This is a genomic window from Pseudomonas sp. GM49 (genome assembly GCF_000282355.1).
Lineage (GTDB): Bacteria > Pseudomonadota > Gammaproteobacteria > Pseudomonadales > Pseudomonadaceae > Aquipseudomonas.
The window spans coordinates 1-12,554 of record NZ_AKJL01000004.1 but is presented as its reverse complement, the minus strand read 5'-3'; the positions used below and the strand labels follow the sequence as shown (position 1 = coordinate 12,554).

At 59.9% G+C, this 12,554-nt stretch carries 9 protein-coding genes; 1 reads left to right on the top strand and 8 read right to left on the bottom strand.

The features are described from left to right. The 4 genes from fdhE to fdnG all read right to left on the bottom strand — a co-directional run. Nucleotides 1-277: formate dehydrogenase accessory protein FdhE domain-containing protein (gene fdhE, locus PMI29_RS28965; RefSeq protein ID WP_007993249.1), on the bottom strand; the 277-nt coding region annotated here is incomplete at its 3' end. 3 nt (nucleotides 278-280) lie between these two features. After that, nucleotides 281-946 (bottom strand): formate dehydrogenase subunit gamma, encoded by a 666-nt coding sequence (locus PMI29_RS28970; RefSeq protein ID WP_007993247.1) that lies wholly within the window; start codon nucleotides 944-946, stop codon nucleotides 281-283. After that, nucleotides 943-1,878, bottom strand: a complete 936-nt coding sequence (gene fdxH / locus PMI29_RS28975) for a formate dehydrogenase subunit beta (protein ID WP_007993245.1) — start codon at nucleotides 1,876-1,878, stop codon at nucleotides 943-945. The genes PMI29_RS28970 and fdxH overlap by 4 nt, the downstream gene beginning before the upstream one ends. After that, nucleotides 1,879-4,944, bottom strand: a complete 3,066-nt coding sequence (gene fdnG / locus PMI29_RS28980; RefSeq protein WP_157221335.1) for a formate dehydrogenase-N subunit alpha — start codon at nucleotides 4,942-4,944, stop codon at nucleotides 1,879-1,881. It lies immediately after the preceding gene. A 284-nt stretch (nucleotides 4,945-5,228) separates the two neighbouring features. Between fdnG and PMI29_RS28990 the strand changes: the two genes are divergently transcribed. After that, nucleotides 5,229-6,383 carry a MalY/PatB family protein gene (locus tag PMI29_RS28990; RefSeq protein WP_033051865.1) on the top strand — a complete coding sequence of 385 codons (1,155 nt, stop codon included), beginning with the start codon at nucleotides 5,229-5,231 and terminating at the stop codon, nucleotides 6,381-6,383. 152 nt (nucleotides 6,384-6,535) lie between these two features. Here PMI29_RS28990 and PMI29_RS28995 read toward each other — a convergent pair whose 3' ends face one another. The 4 genes from PMI29_RS28995 to PMI29_RS29010 all read right to left on the bottom strand — a co-directional run. Then, the gene (locus tag PMI29_RS28995; RefSeq protein ID WP_007993239.1) at nucleotides 6,536-8,455 is read right to left on the bottom strand and encodes a hybrid sensor histidine kinase/response regulator; all 1,920 of its coding nucleotides are present in this window, start codon (nucleotides 8,453-8,455) and stop codon (nucleotides 6,536-6,538) included. A 100-nt stretch (nucleotides 8,456-8,555) separates the two neighbouring features. Further along, nucleotides 8,556-9,458 carry a zeta toxin family protein gene (locus tag PMI29_RS29000; RefSeq protein ID WP_007993237.1) on the bottom strand — a complete coding sequence of 301 codons (903 nt, stop codon included), beginning with the start codon at nucleotides 9,456-9,458 and terminating at the stop codon, nucleotides 8,556-8,558. 125 nt (nucleotides 9,459-9,583) lie between these two features. Then, nucleotides 9,584-11,863: an ATP-dependent DNA helicase gene (locus PMI29_RS29005; protein ID WP_007993236.1), complete on the bottom strand. Its 2,280-nt coding sequence runs from the start codon at nucleotides 11,861-11,863 to the stop codon at nucleotides 9,584-9,586. Further along, on the bottom strand, nucleotides 11,860-12,554 hold a 695-nt coding region (locus PMI29_RS29010), incomplete at its 5' end, for a VRR-NUC domain-containing protein (protein ID WP_033051863.1). The genes PMI29_RS29005 and PMI29_RS29010, both read right to left, overlap by 4 nt.

Sequence of the window (12,554 nt, the reverse complement as noted above, 5' to 3'; positions counted from 1 at the left end):
CCAGACTGTCGGCCGCGAACGGCGGCAAGCCGTGTTGCTGGCATAACTCGATGCGCTGCCGGTCGAGGCGTTCGCTCAGCGGCGGGTCGTCCAGCACCTGTTGCTGTACCCGGCACAACCCGGCAATCAGGCGCAGGTAATCGGCCAGCGGGTGCCCTTCGGCCAGCGTTTCCAGGCGCTGGGCGCGCAGGCTGAACAGGTTATGCGGTGGCATGTACAGAAACGGCGGCGAACTGGCCGCCGCTTCGATTTCTCCAGGTTCCAGGATGGTTGGCAAATGTCAGCCCTTTTTGGTGATCGGTCGCGTAGGAGCTTCGTCGCGGTTCTCATCTTGAGTCACTTGGCGATACCAGAGCTCATGGTGTTTCTTCGCCCAGCCGCGGCTGACCCAGCCATGCAACATGGCGCTGACCGAGCCCTTGATCCAGATGCCGGCATAGATGTGCACGATGATGCTCAGGATCAGCACAAAAGCGGCCAACGCATGCAGCAACATCGCCCAGCGGATAATCGTGATGCCGAAGTAATCGCTGAAATACGCACGCCAGATCACCAGCCCAGTGACCAACAACCCAAGCATGCACAGCAGTAAAGTCCAGAACAGCAACTTCTGCCCTGGGTTGTATTTGCCAATGGGCGGGACGCCCTCCTCTTTGTTCAGCATCACCCGGTCGATGCGCTTGAGCCACAGGCGGTCATTGGCGATGAAGTAATTGGCGCGCCAAAAGCGAAACACCAGGCCGAGGAACAGCAGGAACATCAGCACGCCCATGAACGGATGCAGGATGCGCGTCCATGGCCCGCCGCCAAACAGGTTGCTGAGCCAGAACAGCGCCGGGTGAAACAACGCCAGCCCGGACAGTCCGGCCATGAAGAACAGAATCGCCACCAGCCAGTGATTGGTGCGCTGGCTGCTGGTGTAGCGCAGGATCGTCTTGTTGCTCATGACCTGCCCTCCCCACGAGGATCGAAGGTGTGCACCGACGGATCGACTTCATGCACGGCATTGTCCGGCGGGTTCGGGTGTTCATCCTCTTCGACGATCTGCGGGCCGACGCGCACGTAGTGGAAGAACCCGGCCAGCACCGCTGCGCCCATGGCCAGCAGCGCCAACGGTTTGCTCACGCCTTTCCACAGTCCTACCAACGGACTGATCGCCGGGTGATCGGGCAAGCCGGCGTACAGTCTTGGTGTATCGGCGTGGTGCAACACATACATCACGTGAGTGCCACCGACGCCTTCGGGGTCGTACAGGCCGGCGTTTTCAAAACCCCGGCTCTTGAGGTCGACGATGCGTTCGGCCGCGTGTTCCTTCATGTCGTCCTTGGAACCGAACACGATGGCACCGGTCGGACAGGTCTTCACGCACGCCGGCTCCAGCCCCACCGCTACCCGGTCCGAGCACAAGGTGCATTTGTAGGCCTTGTGATCCTTTTGCGAGATGCGCGGGATGTTGAACGGACAACCGGTGATGCAATAGCCGCAACCGATGCAATGATCCTGATCGAAATCAACGATGCCATTGGCGTGCTTGATGATCGCCCCCGGGCTGGGGCATGCCGCCAGGCAACCGGGTTCGGCGCAATGCATGCAGCCATCCTTGCGGATCAGCCATTCCAGGTTGCCGGCATCGGTTTCATGCTCGGTGAAGCGCATCAGCGTCCAGGTTTCTGCGGTGAGATCCTGCGGGTTGTCGTAGGTGCCATGGTTATGGCCGACCTCGTCACGCAACTCGTTCCATTCCGAGCAGGCGACCTGGCAGGCCTTGCAGCCGATGCATTTGGTGGTGTCGATCAGCTTGGCGACTTCCTCCATGCCGCGCACCGAGGGCGCAGGTGTGGTAGTGGCCGAGCGGGCAATGATGTCTTGGCTGGCCATTTAGACTTTCTCCACGTTGACCAGGAATGACTTGGATTCCGGGGTCTGGGTGTTGCCATCGCCGAGGAACGGCACCAGGGTGTTGGTCAGGTAACCGTGTCGCGTGAGCCCGGTGAACCCCCAGTGCAGCGGAATGCCGATCTGGTGCACCACCTGATTGTTGACCTGCAACGGACGAATCCGCTTGGTCACCACCGCCACCGCCTCAATGAAGCCACGCTTGCTGCTGACCCGTACCCGGTCGCCGGCGACGATGCCTTTTTCCTTGGCCAGCACCTCACCGATTTCCACGAACTGCTCGGGCTGTGCGATCGCGTTGAGCTTGCAATGCTTGCTCCAGAAGTGGAAGTGCTCGGTCAGCCGGTAACTGGTGGCGGCGTAGGGGTATTCCTTGGCCACGCCAAGGGAATCCCAGACCGAATCGAAGATCCGCGCCGCCGGGTTGCTGGTGGCTTTCTTGTTTTGCGGGTGCAGCGGGTTGATGCCGATCGGCGTTTCGAACGGCTCGTAGTGTTCAGGGAACGGGCCTTCGTTCATCTTGTCGACGGCGAAGAATCGCGCCACGCCTTCGGGGTTCATGATGAACGGATTCATCCCCGCTTCCGGCGCCACATCAGCCTTGTAGTCCGGCACATCGGTGCCGCCCCAGGTCTTGCCGTTCCACCACACCAGGCGTTTTTTCGGATCCCACGGCTTGCCCTGCAGGTCGGCCGAAGCGCGGTTGTAGAGAATCCGCCGGTTGGCCGGCCAGGCCCAGGCCCAGCCCTGATGCTGATGCATGCCGAATGGATCGTTGTTGTCGCGACGGGCCATCTGGTTGCCCAGTTCGGTCCAACTGCCGCAGAAAATCCAGCAACCGGACGCCGTGCTGCCGTCGTCCTTGAGCTGGGCGAAGCCGGCCAGTTGCGCATTGGCCTTGATCGCCGCGCCCGTGGCATCGGTGAAGTCGGTGGTGGCAGAGCCATTGATTTCCTTGGCCAGCTCTTCCGGCGAAGGCTCGTCCGGGATCTTGTACGGCCAGGACAACTTGAGTATCGGGTCAGGGTACTTCCCGCCTTCGGTCTGATAGCGCTGACGCAGACGCTGGAACAGTTCGCTCATGATCCGTATGTCGGTCTGCGCTTCACCCGGCCCATCGGCGCCTTTCCAGTGCCATTGCAGCCAGCGACTGCTGTTGACCAGCGAGCCGTCCTCCTCGGCAAAACAGGTGGTGGGCAGGCGAATCACTTCGGTCTGGATATCGGCGCTTTTCACATCGTTGTACGGCCCGACATTGCGCCAGAACTCCGAGGTTTCGGTGGCGAGCGGGTCCATCACCACCAGCCACTTCAGTTTGGCCAGCGCCGCGGTCACCCGGTGTTTGTCCGGCAGCGCGGCAATCGGGTTGAAGCCCTGGCACATGTAGCCGTTGACCTTGCCCTGGCCCATCAAGTCAAACACCTTGAGGATGTCGTATTGGGGAATGTCCAGTTTCGGCAGGTAGTCGTAGGCCCAGTTGTTCTCGGCCGTGGCGTTGGCGCCGTACCAGGCTTTCATCAGGCTGACGTGGAACTTGCCGTAGTTCTGCCAGTAAGACAGTTGCCCAGGGCGCAATGGTTTTTGCGTGCGCTTGACGATGTAGGCGGTGTAATCCTGCTCGGCTTCGCCGGGTAGCGTGAGGTATCCCGGCAGCGAGTTGGACAACAGGCCCAAATCGGTCAGCCCCTGAATATTGGAGTGCCCGCGCAAGGCATTCACGCCGCCGCCCGGCATGCCAACGTTACCCAGCAACAGTTGCACCATCGCCGCACTGCGGATCATCTGCGACCCGACCGAGTGCTGGGTCCAGCCCAGGGCGTAGAGAATGGTCATGGTCTTGCCTGGTTGCGAGCAAGTAGCGATCTCCTCCCAGATTTTTTTCATGGCATCGACCGGCATGCCGCAAATCTGGCTCGCCAGTTCGATGTTGTAGCGGCTGTAGTGCTGCTTCATCAATTGATAGACGCAGCGCGGGTCCTGCAGGGTCGGGTCGACTTTGGCAAAACCGTCTTCACCGAGTTCATAGCCCCAGCCGGACCTGTCGGTGTAGGCACGCTTGGCGACGTCGTAGCCGCTGAAGATTCCGTCCTCGAAGCCATAGCCGGCTTTGACGATGAACGACACGTCGGTGTAGTTGCGCACGTATTCGTGCTGGATCTTGTCCTCGGTCAGCAGGTAATTGATCAGCCCGCCCATGAAGGCGATGTCGGTGCCGGTGCGGATCGGCGCGTAATAGTCGGCCACCGAGGCGGTCCGGGTAAAACGCGGATCGACCACGATCAGGCGCGCCTTGTTGTGCGCCTTGGCTTCGGTCACCCATTTGAAGCCGCACGGATGCGCTTCTGCTGCGTTGCCGCCCATCACCAGAACCAGATTCGCGTTGGCGATATCAGTCCAGGTATTGGTCATGGCTCCACGGCCGTACGTCGGGGCAAGACTTGCCACCGTCGGGCCGTGTCAGACACGCGCCTGGTTATCAAACCCCAGCATGCCGAGACTGCGAACCACCTTGTGGGTGATGTAGCCGGCTTCGTTGGACGCCGCCGAGGCCGCGAGGAAACCGGTGGTCAGCCAGCGGTTCACCGTTTGGCCCTGGGCGTTCTTCTCGATGAAGTTGGCATCGCGGTCGGCCTTCATCAGGTCGGCGACGCGATCGAGCGCTTCATCCCAGGAGATGCGGGTCCACTCTGTACCGCCGGCTTTGCGCACCTGCGGGTATTGCAGGCGTCCGGGGCTGTGAATGAAGTCCAGCAGGCCTGCGCCTTTGGGGCAAAGGGTGCCGCGGTTGACCGGGTGGTCGGCATCACCTTCGATGTGGATGATGTTTTGCGCGACATTCTTCGCCGTATCGCCCTGGCTGTACATGATCACGCCGCAACCGACCGAGCAATACGGGCAGGTGTTGCGGGTTTCATGGGTGTGGGCAAGCTTGAAGTGACGCACCTGTTCGGCAAAGGCAAGCGTCGGGGCCATGCCCAACGCGCCCAGGCTAGAGCCTGCAAGGCCGATACCGGCGACCTTGAAGAACTGACGACGGCTGAGATCCATCGTGCACTCCTGATCAGGTGGAACCCGGTACATGGCCGGGCTTTTTAACAACCACGGTCGCGGCAGTCTGGCTGCCGACACTACAAACTGTAGTCAATGCTGTCGAATCTGCGATGAAACCCGACCGTCGGCCCACCACCCCCCCTGTAGGAGCGAGCTTGCTCGCGATGGAGTGTCAGTCGACGCTCACTCAACTGATACACCATCGCGAGCAAGCTCGCTCCTACAGGGGATTGGCGTTTATCATGGCCGGCATGATTAACCGGCCTTTACGAGATTTGCGCATGACTTTCGATTTTGATCAGGTGTTCGACCGCCATAACACCGGCAGTACCAAATGGAGCCGTTACCCGGCCGATGTGTTGCCGATGTGGGTCGCCGACATGGATTTCGCCGCGCCGCCGGTGATCATCCAGGCCCTGCAAAAACGACTGGAGCACCCGATGGTCGGTTACAGCGTGGCCCAGGATGACCTGCGCGAGGCGATCGTCGCCGACCTATGGAACAAGTACGCCTGGCGCGTCGAGCCCCAGGAGCTGATTTTCCTGCCGGGCGTCGAGTCCGGTTTCAACATGGCGCTGAAGGCACTGGTGCAGGCGCCACAGAACGTCGTTGTCCAGGTGCCGAACTACCCGCCACTGCGCCATGCGCCCGGGCATTGGGGCCTGAACAAGGTCGAGCTGAATTTCGATGCGCAAGCCGATGGCACCTACACCACGCCGCTGGATACCCTGAGCCAGTCGTTGCAAGGTGGCGGCGCCTTGCTGCTGAGCAACCCGCATAACCCGCTGGGCAAGGCCTTTCCCCGCGCAGAACTGCAAGCCATTGCCGACATTTGCCTTGAGCATGATGCCTGGATCATTTCCGACGAGATCCACGCCGAGCTGTGCTTCGACGGTCGCCAGCACATTCCGATGGCGACCCTGAGCCCGCAAGTCGCCCAGCGCACCATCACACTGATGTCAGCGAGCAAGGCCTACAACATCGCCGGCCTGAAAACCTCGTTCATGATCATCCAGGACCGCCACCTGCGCGAGAAGGTCAACCACGCCCGTTGCGGCATGGTCGACAGCGTCAATCCGCTGGGCATGGAAGCTACCCGCGTTGCCTACAGCGAAGCCGCGCCATGGCTGGCCGAGCTGAAGGTCTACCTGCAAGGCAACCGTGATTTCCTGGTTGAGGCCGTGCGCACCCGCCTGCCGGGTATCACCATGAACCTGCCGCAAAGCACCTACCTGGCGTGGCTCGATTGCACGGCGCTGGGGCTGGACAACCCGCAGCAGTTCTTCCTTGATCAGGCCAGGGTCGGCTTGAGCGCCGGCCTGGACTTCGGCGATGACTGCAAGCAGTTCGTGCGCCTGAATTTCGGTTGCCCACGGTCGCTGCTGGAAGAAGGCATTGCGCGGATGGAGCGCAGTTTGCGCAATCTCAGGGCCTGATACCCCCTCAAGTCAAAGGCAATCCCCTTGCGGGAGACTCTATGGTTGAGGGGAAACCCTCAACCTGCATTCGGTTGGTATTCACTCGGTCCGGTTCCGCAGGGATGGCACCCGGCCGATGCTGGTCCGCCAGGGGCGGCACAGTCGTCGTGTCACTTCATCGCCAAGGCAATGATTTCCACCAGGTTGAGCTGGGTAAAAGGTTTCGACAAGCGTGGCAGATTGGCGGCAAAGCCCTCCAGCCGTTCGGCATAACCGGTAGCGAGGATGATCGGCACGCCAGGTCGAATGTTCCGGATGGCATTGGCCAGTTGCGCGCCACTCATCTGTGGCATGGCCATGTCGGTGATGACCAGATCGATCTCCGGTTCATTGCTGAACAATTCCAGCGCCCTGGCACCGGAAACCGCACTGATGACCCGGTGTCCGAGGTCCTCGAGCAGCAGGCTGGTGCTGGTCAACACCAGGCTGTCGTCGTCCACCACCAGTACGCACAGGCGAGGCACTGTCACAGCCAGCGCTTGGGCGACCGGTTGGATGGCCGCACCACTGGTGGCGACCGGCAACCAGAGTTCGGCGGTCGTGCCCTGCTCCTTCTGGCTTTTGAGAATGAACCGTCCGCCCAGTTGTTCAATAAAACCGTGAACCATCGACAACCCCAGGCCCGTGCCTTTACCGACGCCCTTGGTGGTAAAGAACGGGTCCATCGCCGAGGCCAACGTGGTCCCATCCATGCCCTCGCCGGTATCGGCAATGTTCAGGCAAACATAGCGCCCCGCGGCCAGGGATGAGGCGCTGCTGTCGGTGACTTCATCGACTCTGGCACTGAAGATGATTGTCCCGCCATGGGGCATGGCGTCACGGGCGTTGGTTGCCAGGTTCAGTATGGCCAGCTCCAGCTGATTGATGTCCGCCATCACCGGCTCAAGATCCTCGGGAAAGCGCGTTTCAATTTTCACCGAAGGCCCGAGGGAGCTACGCAGTAGCCCGGAAATACCTTCTACCAATGCCGGTATCCGCACCGGTTCGGACTTGAGCTCCTGACGTCGGGCAAATGCCAACATGCGCTGGGTCAGGGAAACACCGCGCAAGGCACCCTGGGTGGCGTTGTCGATCAAGCGGGTTATCTTTGGATCGTCCGTCACTCGTTTGCGCACGATCTCCAGATTGCCGAGGATGACCGTCAGCAGGTTGTTGAAGTCGTGAGCGATCCCGCCGCTGAGCTGGCCGATGGCCTGCATTTTCTGCGCCTGGAACAAGGCCTCCCGGGTTTGCTCCAGCGACTGCTGCGCTTGCGTGACTTCAGTAATATCGCGAGTAATCTTGGCAAAACCGAGCAAGGCGCCGGTTTCGCCCCAGATCGGATCGACAATGACATGGGCGAGGAACCGCGTACCGTCCTTGCGCATCCTCCAGCCCTTGTTTTCAAAGCGCCCTTCACGAACGGCGATGTCCAGCGTCCTTTGTGGCTCGCGGGCCTCGCGATCCTCCGGGGTATAGAACATCGAAAAATGCTGGCCAATGACTTCTTCCGGCAAGTAACCCTTGATGCGCTGGGCGCCAGGATTCCAGTTGCTTACGCGTCCATCCGGCGAAAGCATATAGATCGCATAATCTGTAACGCTCTGCACCAGCAGGCGGAACTGCTGTTCGCTTTGCTTGAGGATTTCCTCGGCCATTTTGCGATCGGTCAGGTCCCGGGTGATCTTGGCGAACCCCAGTAATGTACCCGACGGGTCGAGGATCGGATCGATGACCACATGGCACCAGAAATGTGTACCGTCCTTGCGCACCCGCCAGCCTTCTCCCTCGAACCGCCCTTCGCGAATGGCCGTGTCCAGCGCCCGCTGGGGCATGCCGGCACGGCGATCTTCATCGGTATAGAAACGCGAGAAATGCTGGCCGAGAATCTCCGCTTCCTCGTAGCCCTTGAAGCGTTTGGCGCCGGCATTCCAACTGGTGATGATGCCATCGGGATCAATCATGTAGATCGCGTAGTCGATCACCGCATCGATCAACAGGCGAAAGCGCTTGTCCTCAACGGCATTCGGCCTGCTTCGATCCTCGCTCATTGAGTTCTCGCATCATGATTGTTTTTCTGGAGTATGAGACAAACTGCCAATTTGGAAAGCCACTACTCCGGCAGTTTGCTTCATAACCGGCAATTCCGGCTTAGCGATACACGTATTTGGTGATATAGGAGTAAAGGTCGTTGTAGACAAAATCAGGAACCTGTTTGTCATATTGGCTGGTTTTAAGTAGCTGTAGATGACATTCCCTGACCATCTCGTCACGCTCCTCCATCGAATAGACGGACCTCCTGAGGATTGTGTCATAGGCGCTGTACGCATATGGCTGCATCGTTGAAGCTTCGTTCAGCTTTCCATTTGCGTCCAGGGTATAGATGCTTTGAGCGCGCAGTACCCGTTCGCTCAGCGTGCCCAGACCACGCTCGTACAAGAAGATTTGCGAGCCGCTCACTGCCTTTGCGATGAACTCGAACGCAACGAGAACCGCCGGGGCGTTACTGATGCTCGACTCAAGTCTCGAATAGCTGACAAACCGTTCCATCTCCTGCTTTTGCAGGCTGGAGAATGCTCTTTTGATGCTGGACAGATGGGCGAACGCATGATTACAGCCCACGACATGGACTTCGAGTTGATAACCGGGAACAAATTTTGCCAATCCCGCAAAACCGATATCATCGAACGCGCACTCCATGATGATGTTGTATTTTTGAGAAAGCGCGTTGGCGAAGATTTTCGAACCGAGTTCCCTGGCAAACGCTTCTGAATGTTCGTAGGCGTGCAAAACGCCGAGCTTGATCATATCGGCGTAATGCGGGTGTTTTTTTCGATGTTCGGGCAGGTACAGTCGAATGTAGTTCCCGTAATTCCCGGATGGCAGCAAGCTCTTTTCCAGCAAGTAAGTCTTGCCCGAGCCCTCCACTCCGGCAGTGATCAGCAACTTGGGTATGGTTTCAGCAGTTTTGCCGGCGAAGAGCGCAGGGAAGATCTCGTCGAACGCCTTGCTCACGTCGTCTGAGGAATAGTTGTATTTCGGTGCTTCTGACATACCTTGATTTCCTTATCAAAGAATTGGGTTGTGATATCCAGCCCTTTCAATAAAGCGTGCTCGCGCCGATTGTTCAACTCGTTGTTTCAATCAAGGTATGTATATGTTTTTTAAGGTAAAGATTCCTACGGCACAGAGCGAAAAAACGACGTCGAAATCGACCACCAGCGCGGCAGCAATTGCCTGACCTTGTGCTCACCAAAACGGTCATCGATCAACATCACCACCCCTTCGTCCTGCTGGTTGCGGATCACTCGTCCCGCGGCCTGAACCACTTTTTGTACGCCGGGAAACAGGTAGGTGTAATCGTAGCCAGCGCCGAAAATCGCGGCCATGCGCTGTTTCAACTGCTCGTTGACCGGGTTCAGTTGTGCCAGCCCCAGGGTGGCGATGAACGCACCGATCAACCGCGCGCCGGGCAAGTCGATGCCTTCGCCGAACGCACCGCCGAGCACCGCAAAGCCGACGCCCTCGCCGTCTTCGGTGAACCTGTCGAGGAAGTCCTGGCGTTGCGCTTCGCCCATGCCTCGGGACTGCGACCAGAGACTGATGTGCGGATGTTTCTCGGCGAGTAACTGCGCCACCTGCTGCAAATAATCGAAGCTGCTGAAAAACGCCAGGTAATTGCCGGGGCGTGCGCAGAACTGTCTGGCGATCAAGTCCACGATCGGTTCGAGGGAGGACTGGCGATGCACGAACCGGGTGGAGATCTGGTTGACGATGTGCACTTGCAGTTGATCGGCATGAAACGGCGACTCGACGTCGATGCACACCGTATCCGCCGGTGTTCCCAGCAAATCGGCGTAATAGTGCCGGGGGCTGAGGGTCGCGGAAAACAGCACCGTGCTGCGCGCGGCGGTCAGGCGCGGGCAGATGAACCCGGCGGGGACCACATTGCGCAGGCACAACTGCGAGAGGTTGCGCTTGCGCTCGAGGTCGCGCTTGCTGATGTCGAACAGGAACTGCTCATCGAACAGTTCGGCCACCCGGCAAAAATGCAGCATGTCGAAGTAAAACCCCTGCAGTGCGCTGTCCAGCCCTTGAGGGTGATCGTTCAGGTAGTCACCGATGCTGGCGCTGCACGATGACAGTGCCTGAAGGAGCTTTTCCGGCGCCTTGTCATAGGCCTGATAGGCGCCGGTTTGCGTGTCATGCAGGGCATTCCACTCGCGGTTGACCCGCTGCATGGGCTTTTTCAGCACTTCGGGGGCGGTTTTGCGCACGCCGTTGAAGGTCGCCTGATCGAGGCTGGCGCTGTACATCTGCCGGCCGCGCTCCACCAGGTTATGGGCTTCGTCGACCAGCACCGCGACTTTCCAGTGGTTGGCCTGGGCCAGACCGAACAACAAGGCGCTGAAATCGAAGTAATAGTTGTAGTCGGCAACCACCACGTCGGCCCAGCGCGCCATTTCCTGGCTCAGGTAATACGGACAAACATCGTGGACCAGGGCGACCTCGCGCAAGGCGCTCTGATTCAACAGGCTCCGTTGACTGGCCGCCTGCCGTGCAGCGGGCAGGCGATCGTAGAAACCCCGGGCCAGTGGGCAGGACTCGCCGTGGCAGGCTTTGTCCGGATGTTCGCAGGCCTTGTCCCGGGCGATCATCTCCAGCACCCGCAACGGCGGCGCATCGGCGCTGGCAAGAATCACTTGCGCGGCGTCCAGGGCCAGTTTGCGTCCCGGGGTTTTCGCCGTCAGGAAGAACACTTTGTCCAATTGCTGCGGCGCCAGGGCCTTGAGCATGGGGAACAAGGTGCCCAGGGTCTTGCCGATTCCCGTGGGCGCCTGGGCCATCAGGCAGCGCCCCGTGCTCACAGCCTTGAACACCGACTCGGCCAGATGGCGCTGCCCCGGTCGAAAGTCGGCGTGGGGAAAGACCAGACGCTGCGCCGCCTGATTGCGCCCTTCTCGATGGGCGACTTCCTGTTCGGCCCATTGCAGGAACCGCGCGCAATGCCGTTCGAAGAATTGTTGCAGCTCGGTGGCGTCGAAAGGCTCGACCAGGCAGGTCTCCTTTTCGCTGACGATGTCGAAATACACCAGTGCGAGATTGATCTTTGCCAGATCCAGTTTCCGGCACATCAGCCAGCCGTATATTTTCGCCTGGGCCCAATGCAGCTGACGGTGGTTGGCCGGTTGCTTGCTCAAATCGCCGCGGTAGGTCTTGACCTCTTCCAGGCAGTTTTGCCCGGAGTCGTAGCCGTCCGCCCTGCCCTTGACCGTCAAGGTTCGATACTGGCCTTCAAGGACGACTTCGCTTTGGTAGCCCTCGCTGCGCCGCGATGCCACCGTACGGTGCCCGACAATGCCCTCCAGCGCGGTAGGCGACGGCGTGAAGCGCAGATCGAGGTCGCCGATCTTGGCGGTGAACTCACACAGCGCCCGCACCGCAATGCTGTAGCTCAAGCGTCCTGCTCCGCCCATTGCACGTAGCACACGGCGATCGGCATCTGGTGTTCGTGGCAGAACTCCAGCCAACGCAACTGGTTGTCCTGCAGGCGATCGCCCGGGCCTTTGACTTCGATCATGCGGTAGGTCTTTTGCTGCGGCCAGAACTGGATCAGGTCCGGCATGCCGGCGCGATTGGCCTTGATGTCCAGCAAGAGGCGATTGAACCAGTGTTTGAGGTGCTCGGCCGGAAGACAGTCCAGGGCTTGCTCCAGCAACTCTTCGCTGAGCACGCTCCAGAACACGAACGGTGACTGCAAGCCCCACTTGGCGGCATAACGTTCGCGGATGGTCTGCCGGTAGCGCCCGTCGTCGAGTTCGGCCAGGCAAGCCTGGAACAGGTCGGCCCGGCGGTCATGGAAGTCTTCACTGAGCAAATCCACCGGCCCGCGCTGGAACGGGTGAAAAAAGGCACCCGGCAACGGCGCGAAAATCGCTGGCCAACACAGCAGGCCAAACAGTGAATTGACCAGGCTGTTTTCCACGTAGTGCACCGGTGCCGAATCCTCCGCAAGATGCGCCTGAACGTAAAACTCCACCGACAACGCCGGGTCTGTCTTGGGCAATTGCAGGTCCAGACGCTGCATTTCCCGGGGCGCGGCCCGCTTGATCGGTGGCCCGCCGAGCTTGCGCCGCAGGCGTGGCAGCA